Annotated in this window: 17 protein-coding genes and 1 tRNA gene; 5 read left to right on the top strand and 13 right to left on the bottom strand. The window is 49.7% G+C overall.

Annotated elements, in window-relative coordinates:
* The first annotated feature begins 28 nt into the window (after positions 1–28).
* Positions 29–967, top strand: coding sequence for an ABC transporter ATP-binding protein (locus Mpt1_RS05370; RefSeq protein ID WP_048112898.1), 939 nt, complete (start codon positions 29–31; stop codon positions 965–967).
* Positions 967–1,743 carry an ABC transporter permease gene (locus tag Mpt1_RS05365; RefSeq protein ID WP_082007264.1) on the top strand — a complete coding sequence of 259 codons (777 nt, stop codon included), beginning with the start codon at positions 967–969 and terminating at the stop codon, positions 1,741–1,743. Before Mpt1_RS05370 ends, Mpt1_RS05365 begins: the two co-directional genes overlap by 1 nt.
* On the opposite strand, the gene Mpt1_RS05360 is transcribed toward Mpt1_RS05365, so the two are convergent.
* The 8 genes from Mpt1_RS05360 to rpiA form a co-directional block, all read right to left on the bottom strand.
* Positions 1,744–2,313, bottom strand: a complete 570-nt coding sequence (locus tag Mpt1_RS05360) for a sugar O-acetyltransferase (protein WP_048112895.1) — start codon at positions 2,311–2,313, stop codon at positions 1,744–1,746.
* A 120-nt stretch (positions 2,314–2,433) separates the two neighbouring features.
* Positions 2,434–2,546 (bottom strand) — tRNA-Tyr (locus tag Mpt1_RS05355).
* 55 nt (positions 2,547–2,601) lie between these two features.
* Positions 2,602–3,351, bottom strand: coding sequence for a proteasome assembly chaperone family protein (locus Mpt1_RS05350; RefSeq protein WP_048113892.1), 750 nt, complete (start codon positions 3,349–3,351; stop codon positions 2,602–2,604).
* A complete protein-coding gene (locus tag Mpt1_RS07925) occupies positions 3,329–3,517 on the bottom strand; it encodes an RNA-protein complex protein Nop10 (protein ID WP_082007263.1) in 189 nt (62 codons plus the stop codon). The genes Mpt1_RS05350 and Mpt1_RS07925 overlap by 23 nt, the downstream gene beginning before the upstream one ends.
* A complete protein-coding gene (locus tag Mpt1_RS05345; protein WP_048112893.1) occupies positions 3,518–4,300 on the bottom strand; it encodes a translation initiation factor IF-2 subunit alpha in 783 nt (260 codons plus the stop codon).
* Entirely contained in the window at positions 4,300–4,467 is a 168-nt protein-coding gene (locus Mpt1_RS05340) for a 30S ribosomal protein S27e (RefSeq protein WP_048112887.1), read from the bottom strand. Before Mpt1_RS05340 ends, Mpt1_RS05345 begins: the two co-directional genes overlap by 1 nt.
* Positions 4,468–4,471: 4 nt before the next feature.
* The gene (locus Mpt1_RS05335; protein ID WP_048112884.1) at positions 4,472–4,750 is read right to left on the bottom strand and encodes a 50S ribosomal protein L44e; all 279 of its coding nucleotides are present in this window, start codon (positions 4,748–4,750) and stop codon (positions 4,472–4,474) included.
* 87 nt (positions 4,751–4,837) lie between these two features.
* Positions 4,838–5,536 carry a ribose-5-phosphate isomerase RpiA gene (gene rpiA, locus Mpt1_RS05330; protein WP_048112882.1) on the bottom strand — a complete coding sequence of 233 codons (699 nt, stop codon included), beginning with the start codon at positions 5,534–5,536 and terminating at the stop codon, positions 4,838–4,840.
* Between the two features lie 140 nt (positions 5,537–5,676).
* Between rpiA and Mpt1_RS05325 the strand changes: the two genes are divergently transcribed.
* Positions 5,677–6,348: a diphthine--ammonia ligase gene (locus tag Mpt1_RS05325; protein ID WP_048112880.1), complete on the top strand. Its 672-nt coding sequence runs from the start codon at positions 5,677–5,679 to the stop codon at positions 6,346–6,348.
* On the opposite strand, the gene Mpt1_RS05320 is transcribed toward Mpt1_RS05325, so the two are convergent.
* On the bottom strand, positions 6,337–10,083 hold the full coding sequence (locus tag Mpt1_RS05320; protein ID WP_048112878.1) for an AAA domain-containing protein: 3,747 nt from the start codon (positions 10,081–10,083) through the stop codon (positions 6,337–6,339). The two genes, Mpt1_RS05325 and Mpt1_RS05320, sit on opposite strands and share 12 nt — an antisense overlap.
* Before the next feature lie 76 nt (positions 10,084–10,159).
* On the opposite strand from Mpt1_RS05320, the gene Mpt1_RS05315 reads away from it, so the two are divergent.
* Complete coding sequence (locus Mpt1_RS05315; RefSeq protein ID WP_158386779.1) at positions 10,160–10,570, top strand: thioesterase family protein; 411 nt, start codon at positions 10,160–10,162, stop codon at positions 10,568–10,570.
* A gap of 8 nt (positions 10,571–10,578) precedes the next feature.
* Here the strand turns inward: Mpt1_RS05315 and Mpt1_RS05310 are convergent, their stop codons facing one another.
* Complete coding sequence (locus tag Mpt1_RS05310; RefSeq protein WP_048112874.1) at positions 10,579–11,859, bottom strand: tripartite tricarboxylate transporter permease; 1,281 nt, start codon at positions 11,857–11,859, stop codon at positions 10,579–10,581.
* A gap of 151 nt (positions 11,860–12,010) precedes the next feature.
* Here Mpt1_RS05310 and Mpt1_RS05305 point away from each other — a divergent pair, with 151 nt between their 5' ends.
* Positions 12,011–13,078 carry a tyrosine--tRNA ligase gene (locus Mpt1_RS05305; protein ID WP_048112872.1) on the top strand — a complete coding sequence of 356 codons (1,068 nt, stop codon included), beginning with the start codon at positions 12,011–12,013 and terminating at the stop codon, positions 13,076–13,078.
* On the opposite strand, the gene Mpt1_RS05300 is transcribed toward Mpt1_RS05305, so the two are convergent.
* The 3 genes from Mpt1_RS05300 to Mpt1_RS05290 are packed head-to-tail and all read right to left on the bottom strand — an operon-like array spanning position 13,071 to position 16,183.
* Positions 13,071–14,045: a DHH family phosphoesterase gene (locus Mpt1_RS05300; protein WP_238603098.1), complete on the bottom strand. Its 975-nt coding sequence runs from the start codon at positions 14,043–14,045 to the stop codon at positions 13,071–13,073. The genes Mpt1_RS05305 and Mpt1_RS05300 overlap by 8 nt on opposite strands.
* A 30-nt stretch (positions 14,046–14,075) precedes the next feature.
* Complete coding sequence (locus tag Mpt1_RS05295; protein WP_048112870.1) at positions 14,076–15,467, bottom strand: ABC transporter permease; 1,392 nt, start codon at positions 15,465–15,467, stop codon at positions 14,076–14,078.
* Positions 15,464–16,183, bottom strand: coding sequence for an ABC transporter ATP-binding protein (locus Mpt1_RS05290; RefSeq protein WP_048112868.1), 720 nt, complete (start codon positions 16,181–16,183; stop codon positions 15,464–15,466). Before Mpt1_RS05290 ends, Mpt1_RS05295 begins: the two co-directional genes overlap by 4 nt.
* Between the last annotated feature and the right edge of the window lie 54 nt (positions 16,184–16,237).

The raw sequence follows: 16,237 nt of genomic DNA, 5'->3' as shown, positions 1-16,237 counted from the left end.
TAAATACTAATTTCACATTGAGACGTTTATGTCCGGCGACCCGATAGAGATTGTGAACTTACGAAAAGTGTACAAAGGGTTCGCTGCGGTGGACGATCTGACCTTCTCTGTGAAAAAGAACAGTTTCACGGGGTTCTTGGGGCCGAACGGTTCGGGAAAGAGCACGACCCTGAAGGTTCTGACACATTTGATAAACGCAACATCCGGAGAAGCATACATAAACGGCACAGATGTGACAAAAGATCCGAAAAAGGCGCTCACAGGCGTCGGGACCGTAGTCGAAACACCGGAATTTTACCTATATCTAACGCCGAATGAGACGTTCAGGTATGTTGGGCAGATAATAGGGATGAAACCTGAATCAATAAAAAGCGAGACCGGCAGGATCCTGGAAATGGTCAAGATGACAGAATGGGCCGACAAAAGGTTAGGTACATTCTCAAAGGGCATGAGGCAGAGGGTAGCGCTCGGTCTGTCGCTTTTGAACGATCCGAGCGTCATAATCCTTGATGAGCCCACATCCGGTCTTGATCCGAGAGGCATGGCCGAGATGAGAGAGATCTTAAAGAATATCAGGCTCCAGTCAAACGGCCTTACTGTTGTAATGAGTTCGCACATGCTTTATGAGGTGAGCGACCTTTGCGACAGGATAGTTCTGATAAATCACGGGAAGATGATCCTTGAGGATGACACAAGTAATTTCGGGAAGAACGATACAAAAAGAAGGATGACGGTAAAGGTCAACTCCATCCCCGCCCCGGAGATGATATCCAAGATTGCTAAGCTGAACAACGTGGTCTCGGCCGAAAGGTTCGGAAACGATATCGACGTCACTATCGATGGTGGCAACAGTGCATGTGTCACCTTCTTTGATGATCTGAGCGCACTCAGAATAGGTGTTTACGGTGTAAATGAAGAAGATGCTCTCGAAGCAACATATCTCAGATTGATAAAGGAGTCGAGATAATGTATGTAGAATTTGATGATTTCAGGCAATCATATGTGGTTGCGGTAAACGAAATTCGAAAGTTCATCCGTGGTAAGAAGTTTTTGGCGTATGGTGTAATGGTTACCATAATGTTCATATTATGGACAGCACTTCCATTTTTATTGGGGGAAAGTTTCAACGAAACTTATGGCGAAGGTCGTATAATTCCGATTTATCTCTCTTTTATGTTCTTGATGGTGATCATCGGAGCGACCCTTTTCGCATCCAGTACCATTGTTTCAGAATATGAAGAGAGGACCGCTCTGGTTCTATTCACAAGACCAATAAAAAAGACATCGATATTTTTGGGCAAGATAGTGGGCTGTATCATTGTAGGGGTGCTCTTCATTGCGCTGTACTATCTGGGTGTTGCAGTAATATTGCAGATCGTCGACGGAAGAATACCGAACGAATTCTTCAAGTCTTTGGGACTTGTGTTAGTGTATATCGTGAGCGCATCAGGCGTTTCGATGCTCATAAGTTCGGTTTTGAAGAAGTCGAGCATCTCTGCAGTTCTTACTTTCTTTACTCTTGCTATGATATTTTCGATGGTTTCATTTGTGATCTCCACTGCGGGGTTCGATCCATGGTTCATGCTTGATCAGGCGGCACATGAGCTTGTGCCTTCTGCATTTGTCGACGGCTATCCTGTCATCCCGATGCTGCACGTTGGAAGAGCGGCCGGAGTAATGGCAATATGGTTCGTGGCAACAACGGTGCTGGCATGGCTGGCCTTCATAAAAAGGGAGTTCTGATCAAAGGTATCTGATGATCCTTGCCGGATTCCCGGCAACGACCGTATCGGGCGAAACATCCTTTGTGACAACGGAGCCCGCTCCGATTATGGAACGGGCGCCGATCGTCACACCCGGGATCACTACCACTCCCGCACCCATCCAAACGTCCTCTTCGATCTTTATGGGGTTACCGGACACCGACCAGTCCCTTCTTTTTTCAGCGTCATGGGGATGGTTGGCGGTAACTATCTTCGTTCCGGGGCCGATCAGCGTGTTATCTCCGACCGATATCTCCGCTGTATCTAAAAGGATGCAGTCATAGTTGATCAGTACATTCTTTCCGAGCTTTATGTTGAATCCCAGGTCGCAGTGGAAAGGAGGGACCACTTTTGTATTTTCACTCACAGGATATCCTAACAGATCAGAAAGCGCCGCCTTCCTTTCTTCCGGGGTAAGCGGCAGCGTGTTGTACCTGAGCCTTTTTACGATGCATTCGTTCAAAGCTCGGTCATAATCCTCATGGCCGGGAGTATCTCTGCCTACTGTCCCCCCGGTTCTAAGAATCTCCCAAACCCCCGACCTATCCATGATAGGTCATTAAACATCTGATTAATTAACCCTTACTTCAGGAGTTTGCTGCGATCGCCATAAATTATTATGATATGTCCGAATTTATGCGAAAACAGCGTATAGCCAGATAGAAATGGATGGTCCCCACCCCCAGATTTGAACCGGGGACCTGCTGATTTCAGCGGCTGTATCGGATCTCTCCGAGAACACTTCTACAGTCAGCCGCTCTGGCCAGGCTGAGCTAGGCGGGGTAACACATGATTAAGGATACTCTATTTAAATGTAATCCTGATCTAAAAATCGGGTTTATCCGATATATCCGAGATCCCGGCAGTTGCAGTTGCGGTTCTCGACCTCTTTGATCTTTGCGGTGATCTCGTCTATCTGTTCGGATTTATCTATCAGCTCTTTCAGATCCAATTCAACACCGAGCTTTTTAATCAATATCTTGACCACTGCCATTGCACTCTTGTGGTCAACAAAGTACCCGGATGTCTCTCCCATCAAACATATTGACGGGACAGAATATATCTTCCCGAGTCCGAGGAACACTCCGCTGGCACCTATTATCCCCGCACTCGGTTCTCCGGGAGGGAACTCCACGCCGTATCCGGCATATTCTTTCTTTATTTTTAGGTCTGTCACGGCTCCGAACACTCTCGGCGCCTCTACCATCTGGCCTGTGCCATAGCCTCCGAGAGTGATGATCTCAGATATCTTGTAGTCCAACAGTATGCTCATTATCTCTCTGCACAATTCGAACTGCCCTTCGTGGGTGGAGCACTGAAAAGCTCCGATGAGGAATATCACGTCCCTGCCGTTAACATCTTTAGAATACCACAGCTGATTGTTTGTCATATCAATGATGTTCTCATTATCCAGTATCGCTTGGGACGGGAAATTTTTTGAATATATCGTTGCGAACTTTTTTGCCTTCAGGGATCCGGCCAAAAAGTCGCCGGTCTCTTTGCCGACATTGCCTATGCCCGGGAGACACTCGATGAAGATCGGATCCTTAAGAGACGGTTTGCTATCATAGACTACGATACTTTCCATTTTCCCCATACTCCTCTGTTATTGCTTTCCTTCTGTATTCGCCGTAGCGATCCTCAGGTGAGTATTTTATCGGTGCGGGATCCGTTGTCATCGAACCGCAGGAAGGGCATTTATCCTTCATCGTATAGCGCTTGCATGCGGCACATCTTCTGAAAGAAGAGGCCATTTACTTACTCTCGCGCTTTAAGGTAACAACGCCGCCTGCGGCGGTGAAGTCGTTCATGACCTTAGCCGTGACCTTTTTCATTATCTCTTCCGCGTCCTTGTACTCGCTTGCCGTGACCACCACTCTGTATCTCGGCGAACCGATCGAGGTGATCGTTACGTTCGCATCGTCTGCGGTCTTGAGGCCCGCATTAAGGGCTTTTTTGATATGATCTATGCCGTTCGGCGCAGAGGAGGTCATTTCCAGAACACTGTCGATCTCAACAAAGGGAGGGGTCACATTCTCTTTTGCGACGTCCATGAATTTCTCGATCCATTCGCCGGAGAATTCTTCCATGAATTCCTTCGGGTAAGCTACCGCGGATTCGAATGCTTCATAAAGTGTGTCATAAGCTTCAGTGAGCTCTTCACCGAACATACCGTATGCTTCATCGACCGGAACGCCCATGCGCTCTGCGATGATCTCAACAAGCTTCTCGGCCTTGTTCTCGTTCTTCCATTGCTGGATCTTCTCTCTTTTCTGATGGTCGTTAACGGATTTGAGGGAAAGGTCGATGTGTCCTTTTGAAGAATCTACGCCCAGAACTTTGCAGACTATCTTCTGTCCTTCCCTTATGAAATCTCTGATGTACTTTACCCAACCGGTGGCAACATCCCTTACGTGAACGAATCCCTCTTTTCCGTCGTACTCGTCCAATGTGACGAAAGCACCGAAATTCTTTACACTTGTAACGGTGCAGACGACGAGTTCTCCGTTCTCGGGAAAGCCCTTGGTCCTAGACATCAGCCTACTACCTCAACGATCTCGCCCTTGATCTCTCCGATGCCGCCTTTCGGCACCACAAGGACGGATCCGCAAACGTGGCAGGTAACTTTGGTGGCTGCTTTTCTGAACACGATCTGTTCGTTCCCGCAGTCGGGGCATTTTACTTTTATGAAATCATCAGTCATGGGATCACTCCGTGAGTTCGAACTTCTTTGCTCTTATGCATGACGTCAGGTGAGCCTTCTTGCAGGTCTCGCACCTGAACCTGATGTTGACCCTCTTTGTGGGCTTTTCTCTGCCCTCGGGCTTAGGCCTCGGGAAACCTCCGTATCCTGATGTGGCCTCTCTGAATCTTCTCTGACCCCATTTGAGCTCGCTGGCTTTTTTCTTTTTTACCCTTTCTACGTCGTGCAGGGTGTGCGTCTTGCAGAAAGGACAATATGTTTTGATCGTTCTGGGCATTTTCATTTTATATCACCTTAAGTGAAGTATCGCTCTATTATCGAGGTTATATTAAAACCTCACTCTTTATCTATAATAATAAAGGATGCGATTTCACTCCCTTTTCGTGACCGTTCCGTCGGGGTGGGAGATGAGAACAACATCCGCTGTGTTGAGGAAAAGCCCATTCTCTACGACTCCCGGGATGACGTCTATCCTTGATTCGAGGAAGAACGGACTCTCGATCGCTTCGAACTTGCAGTCGTAGATGTAGTTCCCTGCGTCGGTGATGAATGGCTTGCCGTCTTTCATTCTCAGTGTTGCTTTGCAGCCTTGTCTTTCTAGCGCATAGGCCGTCTTTTTGTGGCCGTACGGGATCACTTCTACGGGCAGCGGCGTCTTCATGCCGAGCTTCTCAACGATCTTGGATTCATCAACGATTATCACTTCGGCCAAGCTTGCCGCTGCAACGATCTTTTCCCTTAGAAGCGCACCGCCCAGACCCTTTATGAGCTGTTTCTGCGGGTCCACTTCGTCCGCGCCGTCGATCGTAACGTCGATGTGGTCCACCTCATCGACATCATATATCCTGACGCCGAGACTTTCTGCCAGATCGGCCGTTCTTTGTGAAGTGGCGACGCATTTCAGCTTAAACCCGTTCTTTACAAGTTCTCCGACCCTTTTAATGGCATATTCCGCCGTCGATCCTGTTCCGAGACCGACGGTCATTCCGTCTTTGACGAAGTCATCAACTGCTTTTTCCGCCACGATCTTCTTTAGGTTCGGAGTCTTCTCGGATATGATCTGCTTCATCTTCTCCGGTGCAAATACGCTTCACAAATAAATGTATCTTTTCGTTGGTTTCTGTGAGATCAGCGTAAAGTAAACGAGAGCCCCCCCCCCGATTAACCCGAAAGCAAGGTTAAATTATGCAGTTATCCATTCGGAATGATATGCGCCTTGCGGCATTATACTCCGGAGGAAAAGATTCCACTTTCGCATTATATCTGGCACTACAGATGGGGCACGAGATACCGTATCTTGTGAGCATTGTGCCCGAAGCGCAGGAATCGTGGATATTCCATGTTCCGAATATCAAAATAGTGCCGCTCATGGCAGAGTCTATGGGGATCGAACTTGTTACGGCAGAGACGTCGGGGTCGGAAGAGGATGATATTCGGGCCCTCAGCGAAGCATTATCGCATCTGGACATCGACGGGATAGTGACGGGCGCGGTCTGGTCCGACTACCAGTGGGATAAGATGAATATGGTCTGCGGAGAACTGGGCCTTAAGGTTCTTTCTCCTCTTTGGCATAAAGACCAAGATACGGTCCTGAAAGAAATGATCTCAGCTGGCATAAGGGCGACGATCATCGGGTGTTATGCTGAAGGCCTCGACGAACCGTGGCTCGGAAGGGAGATAGACAATAAAGCCGCCGAAGAGCTCAGGTCGCTCAGAGGGAGATACGGCATAAGCGTTATCGGGGAGGGCGGGGAGTACGAATCCCTGACAACAGACTCGCCGATGCACAGTAAGCCCTTGGAGATAACCGAATATGAAAAAGAGTGGAAGAATGGCGCCGGGACCCTTTTTGTAAAGAAAGCCCATCTCTCAGCGAGATGATCTCGGGCCGGTCTTCTCTATCGCTTTCACGATGTTGTTGATCTCCTTCTGAGGATCCTTCCACATTCCGGATGTCCATACTCTGTGTATGTGCCAGCCTCTCGATTCAAGGTACTTTTGTCTGTGGTAGTCCCTTTCTCTTGTAGAGTCCGACATTTCGTAAATGTGGGAGTCGCACTCTATTCCTAGGATATATCTGCCGTCCTGTTTGATAGCCATATCTATTGTGTATCCTCCGATGCCCACTTCCTTCTCCACGCTGTATCCTTTCCTTACAAGCGCATTGTATACCCTCTCGTTGATAGGGGATTCTCCCGGGACCGTCGGTGAAGATACCCACCTGTTGTCTCCGAATGAGTTCAGGATGCTTTGCGCGAGTTCCTTGTTTCCGTTGCTTACTGCTTCTGCGTACTGCAGATACTTCTTCAGGATCCTGGGGCCGTCGTTCTTCGAACTGTCCACCTGCAACTCTTCCGGGTCGAAGGACAGTACGATGTGGATCTTTTTCTTGGAACGGCTTATCGCGACATTCAAACGGTTCTCCCCGCCTTTGTTATTGAGCCAGCCGAACCTCTGCATGAGCCTGCCATCTTTATTTTTGGCGTAACCTATCGAAAAGATGACAACATCACGCTCGTCGCCCTGAACACTTTCGATGTTCTTTATGAAAAGACCCACATCTTCACCGTTATCGAACCTCACCATCTCTTTGTTGACCGCTTTTCCGAAATCAGGGTCGGCTGTAGCCGCATCATCGATCAGGTCGTTGATAAGGTCTCTCTGGGAAACATTGAATGTGATGATGCCGATGGTCTCGTTGTTTTTCCTTGTCTTGAAGAAATCCTTCAGCAGGTCCACGACGATCCTCGCCTCTTTGACATTGGCCTTGTTCGCCCATTCCCCGCTCACTTTGTGAACTTCTATCGGAGGCCTCTCCGGCTCTACCACGTTGGGGGAAACGTACAGCCTTCCGCCATAGAAAGCATAGTTGGAGAATGCGATCAGTTCCTCGTACTGCGACCTGTAGTGGAAATTAAGCAGGATATTGTCGTACCGGGTCCTGGCAAGATCCAACAGGCTCTCCTCTTCGAGCACAGCTGACACTTCATCCTCCTCTTCATCGTAATCCTCCTCGTTGCTGTAGTCGATGCGCCCCGAACCGAGGTTTGAGGGACGCAGCTGCTTGTGGTCGCCTGCGATGACGACCTTTTTCGCACGGTAGATGGCCGGGATGCCTTTTTCGACATACATCTGCGAAGCTTCGTCAAATATGAGGAGGTCGAAAAGCCCCATCTCCAAAGGCATAATCTCGGATACCACTTCGGGGGTCAGGAGCCAGATCTTGACGCCCTTGAACATTTCAAAGCTGTACCGGCTGAGGAATTTGTTAAGGCTCCACTTTCTTTTGTTCTCGATGATGCGGACGATGTCCCCGCGGCGTTTGGACTCGGTGATGTAGCGGAGATCGGCCTGCAGTATCTCTTCGACACGGTTCTTTGTGATATTCTTCTTGTCGTTGATCTTGCGGTCCATATCGGCAACGATGCTGTCAAAGTCCTGGATGTCCTGAAGCAAAGCTTTGTGGTCCGCATCGAACTTCTGCAGGTGCTCGTTCAAAATGTATTTCAGGATGTTGTTGTTGCTGTCCTCGAAGGTCCAGCCGGACTCTTTGGACAAAGCGACGATGACGTGGCCGTAAATGCGTTCCTTCTCATTCAGCCTGTTGTAGACGGTCGCGCGGGATGAGTATAACTCATAGTCCTTGAGCGCGTCGATCACGGCCTTGGGGTCATCGATGACGGTCTGGATGGTCTTTTCGTTGTATGATACGAAATATTTATCGAGCAAGGCTGTCGCGTCGCGGTTGACCTTTCCTTTGGATAACATCCTGGAGACCGCGCCTTTGCTTTTCCACTCCTTGATCTGAAGCTCGAGATTCATCAGGTCCGCTTTCATCTCTCCGATGTTATATTCGGAGAGGTCCTGCTTCATTATGGCGAACCACGGCGTCTTTGCGAGGCACTCGCTGTATTCGTTGAAATTGGTCATCAGAACTCTGTCGTTGAATTTCCGGGTCAGTTCTTTGACCTCTTTGTACTTGAGATTCATCAGCTTTGTCGAGACCGCCGCTTTGATCATCTTGTACTTCTCGTACTCAATCTTATCCTCGAGGTTGAGCCATTTGTCCATCGAGTACAGTTTGTACGGCTCTATGCCGAACGGCCCCTCATGGTACATCGTCTCGGCAATGTTCGAAAGGACGGAGACGTCCTTATCTATGCTGTCCGAAAGGGCCGCGAGATCGGAACCGGTGCGGGGCGGTACGGCCTCAAGCATCCTCCCGAGCTGCTGGTAGAATTGGTCCTTGTTGCTTGTATCGTCTATGAGCAGACAATATTTCGACAGGGGTCCGAGCCTGGAATATACAACATCCAAAGCGGTCTTCTTCTCGGATACCATCAGAACAGTTTTACCGTTATTGACGGCGGACGTGATCAATCCAGTAATGACCTGCGATTTGCCTGTGCCAGGAGGTCCGTGAACAACAAGCTCATCCTCCTTATTGACGGCTGTGATGACATTCTCCTGAGCGCTGTTGAGCGTATTGATGTATGTTATGTCCTTCTCCGAAGCCTCCAGCCCTTTCTCCCTCAAGGCCGGCAGAGAAAGAGGACTCGGCATGTCGGAATAAAAGTCGCCTTGGTTCAGATCCTTCACGAGATTGGAAAGGGCGGCGTTGATCTCCCTTCCGGCAAGCAACTCGTCGAAATCCTTCTGGATATAGCTGGAATACGATGGGAATTTTCCCAATATCGCATTGTGAACGACCTTCATATCTCCCGGCAGATACTTGGGGAATTCTCCCTCTCTGTAATCTATGAACGGAGTGAGGGGGCTGTACGACAGCTTAAGCGGGAATCCCTGCGATTCGTAGAAGGTTGCAAGGTTGCTCATGAACGACTCTGCGCTGTACTCCTCGATCACGTTGTAGGGGAGCGGTTTATTCTTGCCGCTGAATTTAATGAATGCCAGCAGAAGAGCGTTGTTGTAAATGGCATCACGGGAATCGTCCAATCTCACCGAGATGCTCTTTGCGTCCTTGTCCAAAATGACCGGGAACAATGCGAGAGGAGCCCTGACATCAAAATCCTCTCCAGGGAGTCTCCCCTCGATGAAAGGATATCCGATGTAAAGGTCGTATTGGCCCTTATCTCTCTGGTCCCTGTTGACCTCTCTTATCAATTCTGTGAGATTTTTGAATATTTTCAGATCCTCTGCGCTTTTTGTCGAATCGCAGAGTTTGAGCGATTTCTTCTTTCCGAAGAGGAGGTTCATCGTCTCGAGGCTCGGAATGGATGTCAGATCGAAGGCATTCTTTCTGTACAGTTTTCCCATATACAGTAGGCGGTTGTTCCTGCTGATGTTAGTAAGCTTCTTCTGCAGTTCCCGAAGCGCCCTGACAACATCCTGTTCCATATTGGAGCCCCTCGCCGCGGTGACGGCATATTTCTTCGTCACCGAGAGGAACTCGTCACCGTATAACTCGACAAATCTCTGTCCCACTCCGGGGATAGCGGCAAAATCCTCCGCCTTTGTCGGAACCCTCTGCGCCATTTCTCTCAGCGCCTCATCAGTGCATACAGTCGGCACCCTGCCTGTAGAGTGCGTGCGGTCCTCTCTTATACCATCCCTGAGCTCAACGAGCTCGGAGTATAAGCTGTCTTCCAATCCCATAATAACCTATATCCTTTCTTTAATAAATATATGGGCCTTCCTAAGAGATTAATATCCGCGGAGGCATGATATGGGTATGATCTCTGTAGGGATAACGAACGAAGCGAGCATGACTGTCACAAAGGATAACACAGCATTGGCGCTGGTCAGCGGGGCCATCGATGTGTTTGCGACACCGGCTATGATATCGTTGATCGAGAAGACGGCGACAGAATGCCTTCAGCAGAGGCTTTCGGAGGGAGAAAGCTCTGTCGGAACGTATCTGGAGATCAAACATTCCGCACCATCGGTCATAGGCTCTGAGGTTTTTTGTAAAGTGGAGATCACTGAGATAGACAGATCGAGGATAGTGTTTGACGTGAAGGTATGGGACGCGGCCGGTGAAGTGGGGTCGGGAAGACACGACAGGTTCCTGGTGAACAAGGAGAGGTTCATGAAGAAGGCGGTGGCAAGGGCAGAAAAAACGACACATTCAGCACTGCGCTGAAAGACCCATCAAATTATCGTTCCGAACAACCCATGGATTATCACAGGGAACATGAGACATCCCGTAAGAGGGACCCTGGCCGCATCAATGTCCAACGGTATCAGCCCGATGAGGACCGATATGACAAGAATCAACAGGCCGAAAGGTCCGGTCAGCAGGGCCACAAGCACGATAACGAAACACAGGACAGCTTTGTTAAGGAGGACAGGGTCGATCCTGTCAGTAAGGCCGCTCATCATCTTTCCGACACGGATCGTTATGTGATAACCCAGAAAGGAAGCGATTGCACAACATAGCAGAAGCAAAAGGAAATCGGGAGAACAGAATCCGGACGCACCGTCCCCGATCATCTCTCTGATCACCAGCACGGTCCCGGACCTTCCGCTCCCGGAAACTGAAAGTGTGATAAGCGAGAAGATCGAAGTGACCGTCCCTATCGAAGCAACGACCGATATGAACTTCTCAGGTCTATTCTCCGGCATGAAGATCGACGACAACGATGCACCTGCCGTTGCGGTTATCCCCGGGTACCAGCCGGAAACGGAACCCATTATCACGCCCCTGATCCCCGGAACGTGATCCACAGGCGGAGAGCCGTCGTCCCGCTGTTCCGGGATAGTCGCATTCTTCGCAGAGCTCAGCAGCGCAGGTATGCCGAAAAGACCGGTAAGGAGAGGGAACAACAGGCCCCCATCCCCAAATATCCCCGTCGAGGGGATCGGAAGGTCCATGCAGAAAAGACCCAATGTACCAGACAGTAAAACGAGTGCGGCCGCCCACAGTTTATTCTTAATCCCTTTTTCTTTCAGAACGATCGCGACCAGAGCAAAGATCAGAACCGCGATAGTGAATTTGTCCAGTTGATCTGCCAGCCCGTTCAGCATCAGGAACTGAAAAGGTATGGCGAGAAGCAAAGCACAAGAGGCACCGACGGCGCTGCCTATCGCAGCGGCCCGGACCGCCTTCATCCCCTCTCCCTTCATCAAAAGCCTGTGCCCCGGAAGGGCGGTCAGGACCTCGTCCGGATCGGGCGCACCTATGAATACCGACGGAACGAAATCCACAAAGGAATGGACGATGGAAGCGGACATTATGCATGATGAAACGATGATCGGCGCATTAGATGCGGCGGTAAAGGAGGCGATGAAAGATTCCATCGCGGGATACGAGATCAGCATCAGCGAAGCAAGGGTATTCACATGTATCCCCGGAGTGACCCCTGTGAATGTCCCGATCAAGGAGCCGACCAAACATGCGGCTATAACTAGGATGATCAATTCGGGACCCATAAAAGCATAAAATCCGCTTTATGACTTAAACCCCCGAAGCTACAGTTATACTACGTTCCCATTTTGGAATAGGGGCGGCACGGTACTTTTTTGGGCTGGTGCCTTTATGTTACACTTTTTATATAACACCAATAATAACAGCACGATTCAAATGAACATCGAACAAAAAATGGCTCTCATTACCAGAAATGCCGAGGAGATAGTTACGGAGGAGGAGTTGAAAGAGCTTCTTCGGAAAAAGAACACTCCTAAGGCATATATCGGGTTCGAGCCGTCCGGCCTTGTTCATTTGGGATGGGCCCTAGTGACATCAAAGATAAAGGACCTGGCGGATGCGGGGTTCGAAGTGATCGTGTTCTGGGCGGATTGGCATGCGTACATCAACGATAAGATGGGCGGTGATCTCGACAACATCAAGGCATGTGCCAGATATATGGAAGATTGTTTCATTGCGCTCGGAGTTCCCAAGGACGGGGTCAAATTCGTTTACGCAAGCGAGATACTGAGCGACATCGAGTATTGGGAAAAAGTGATCAAGGTCGCAAAGGCAACATCCCTGTCAAGGGTCAAAAGGGCGATGACCATAATGGGCCGCACCGAAGATGAGGCGGAAGTGGATTTCTCCAAACTCATATATCCCATACTCCAAGCCACAGATATATTCTGTATGGACATCGACCTCGCCTATGCGGGAATGGACCAGAGAAGAGCACACATGCTCGCCAGGGATGCGGCGGACAAACTCGGTTGGAAGAAACCCGTCGCTTTGCACACGCCGCTCCTTCCGGGCCTTAAAGGAGGGAACAGGATGGACCCGGCATCGTTCAAGATGTCCAAGAGCGATCCCAGCGGCAGCATAAACATTCACGATGATGATGAGGCGATAAAGAGCAAGATGAAGAAAGCGTTCTGCCCGCCCGAAAAAGATAAGGAAGGGGAGAATCCGATACTCATGATGTGCAGGTATATCATATTCCCCCGCCTAGGTAAAATGGATATAGCCAGACCTGAAAAGTTCGGCGGAGATCTCTCATTCTCCAACTATGAGGAATTGATTGATTCTTACTTCTCGGGAGCTCTCTTCCCGCTCGATCTGAAGAACGGAGTTGCAGATTCCCTGATAAAGATCCTGGGGCCCGTAAGGGGATATTTCTCTCAACACCAAGATAATTACGTTGCAATGAGGCAGATATTCGATAATATGGCCAAGCTCAGATGATGTCCTGATCGGACTGGGCCTTCTTTATTGCTCTGAACTCGTCCATGGTCCTTTTCATGCATATGTGGAGCATCGCTTCGATGTCTCCCTCTCCTGAGATCCCGGCGGCGCCTCCGTGGCCGCCGCCGTCAGTATCCGTTTCTCCGCTTATGCCGCCCACGATATTGCCAAGATGGATCCCCCTTCTGACGATCTCCTGGGTCGCTCTGGAACTGATCCGGAATTCCTCATCTCTCTGGGAACCGACAAAAACAACATCTGCGCCCGCCGCTATGAGCGCCCTGCAGGATGAGGCCTCAAAACTGCCACCATATGAGGTGGCGACTATCATATCCCCCACACTGTCGAATTTAGCCCTTCCTACGGCTTTCATGACCGCTATCCTCTCGGACATCACCATCTGAGATCTGGTAAGGCCGAATATCTCATCAATATGTATGTCGTTCTTTTGCAACAGATCAGCAAATGCCCTCATCAACGCGGGATTGGCATGCTGGAAGTGGCCGCTGTCTGTGATCATGCCGCCGAGCAATGCCATGGCGGCATTCCTGGGTATATCGATCCCTGCGGACTCGATAATGTCCTTTACGATCTCGCAGCACGACACTCTTTTATCGTCGCAGAAGAAATGCACCCCTTCCCATTTGCCGGTCGGTTTATGATGATCTATCACAATGCTTCCTTCCGGTATCGATTCGACGGCCGGTCTCAGCTGTTCCGGCGAGGATGTATCCACGACCACGACCGTTCCGTAACTGCTGATGTCGCACTCCTCAAGCACACTGATGCCGAGTTTTTCTGCGACCAGACTTGCGACCCGGTCTACGCCCCCCGGAGCGAAGACATCTCCATTTGGGAAACAGACAGAGATCGCGAACGCAGACCCGATCGCATCCATGTCCGCATTACTGTGAACAAGGATGACTTTATTCTCTGTTCTCAACAACTCCGCTGTTTCTTTCATCATCTTCTTCACTTTTTTGCATTGATCTCTTGATCACTTCTGCTTCCTTATGTAAGCAAACCCTGACATAAGCAAGGCCCTCCTTCTTTCCAGAAGGCTCTTTCCGCTTCCCTTTCCTATCCCTGTCAGCAGGATATCGGATTTATAGATCCTCACTGTGATAAGTATCGTTACCAAAGCGAATATCAGCATATACACAATGCCTGCGAAGATAAGCGTCATATTTCCGAACATGAGGTTGTTCATTGCCATCATGGGATGGGAGAACGGTATTGCGAACATTACGCCCTTCAGGAATGTCGGAAGTGCGCTCCAGCTTGAGAACAGCGTTACGAACATCGGCACTATGGCAAGGACTGTGATAGGCATCAACATCGTCTGCGCAGCCCTGTAGTTCTTTGCGAACGCCCCCATTATCATGCACAGTCCCAGACCGCAGAATATCGCCAGGAATATCATTATGCCCATTATCGCATAGTCCTCTATTCCCATGCCGAGCCCATAATCTGACAGGTTGGCCCCGGCTATTGAGCCGGAGATGTTGCTGATGTAGACCGACATCCCGATCATGTAGATTATGCCGTAGATCAGCCCCACAATGGCGGAACCGAGCAGTTTGCTGAATACGATCGTGGTCCTGCTGACAGGTATTGTCAGAAGGGTCTCAAGGGTCTTGTTCTCCTTCTCGTTCCCCATCGAGGATATGACCATGCTTCCTATCATCATTATCACGATCATGATAATGATCGGCACCAGGGTGTTCTGGCTCTGTAACGATGAGGATATCAGTGACGGTGTCACGCCGTCGTTGTATATGGTCCCGTTGATGTTTGTGTACGGGTTGCCCGACATGACTACCGGAGTAAGTATGAATTGTGCGTCTGTGTCGTTTCCGGCCAAATTCACAGATATTTCATGGGATATGAATGTAAAGGTCGTAAGTGTTGAGATATCGCCGGTCGCAGAACTTACAAGCCCTTTGTTCTGGAACACATAGTATGTACTGATGGTTCCCGGGACGTTAGGATCCCTGGTATTTATCTTGTCCGAGAATCCCGGATCGATCCCGATCGCAGCACCTATCCCTTTGTCTATCATTTCCTGCGTTATCTGTTCTGCCGTTCCGGCATCCAGCGTTATGATGTAGTCTCCCGCATTCTTGTCATCCAAAGACAGGCCGTATGTTGTGTTGTAGAAATTGATGATCCCTTCATAGACAGTCAACGAGAAATCGGTCTCACCCGGTGTCGGGACATCATTGTTCACGAACCCGATCTTCTGTGCGCCCGTCGCATTGCTGACCTCGCCGCCCACAGCAGATCCGATCAGGACGAAAATGAGCGCAATAACAACGATCGGGATCAACGCCGCAGGCGTAAGGAGCTCCTTAAGCTCTTTCTTTGTCAGGTTAACAAGGTGGTTCATCCCTTCACCGCCTTTACGAACACTTCTTCCAAATTGGGCGCACGGTATCTCTCCTTAAGATCGGCCGGCGTTCCCGTAAGGATGAGGCGGCCGTCATCGATCATTGCGACCCGGTCGCAGAGCATGTCCACTTCGAACATATTATGTGAGGACATAAGGATGGTCACTCCTCCCTTTGCGATGTTCCTGATGACCTCTCTGATCTCGTAAGCGTTGATGACGTCCAGTCCCGATGTCACCTCATCCATTATCGCTACTCTGGGGGAAGGCATTATCGCCCTTGCGATCAGAAGTCTCCTTGCCATCCCTTTGCTGTAAGTGTCCACCTTTGAATCGATCCTGCTCCCGAGGTCGGCAAGCTCCATCCCGCGCTCGACCATCTTTTCGAAGTCATCGCCTTCAGCGAAGAATCCGGCCATGAACTTCAGATAGCCTCTCCCGGTAAGGTTCTTGTAGGCTCCAGCATCCTCCGGAAGGTAGCTGATCTCCTTTCTGACATTATCTGATTCGGTCATTACGTCATGGCCGCACACCGTGATGCTTCCTGACGTAACTCTCAGAAGTGTGGAGATCATACGGAGCGTGGTGGTCTTGCCGGAACCGTTGGGGCCGATAAGTCCGAAGACCTCTCCCTCTTCCACAGAGAAACTGATACCTTTGACGGCCTCATGTTCTCCATATGATTTTTTCACATCTTTTAGGATAAGTGATTCCATATGTATCCCTCAATTGTTTGATAATTCCTTCAACGACCTTTCTGCGGATATGAT

Origin of the sequence: Candidatus Methanoplasma termitum, from assembly GCF_000800805.1 — an archaeon.
GTDB lineage: Archaea > Thermoplasmatota > Thermoplasmata > Methanomassiliicoccales > Methanomethylophilaceae > Methanoplasma > Methanoplasma termitum.
Note: the sequence above shows the minus strand (reverse complement) of the source record. Positions and strands in the feature narration are given on the sequence as shown.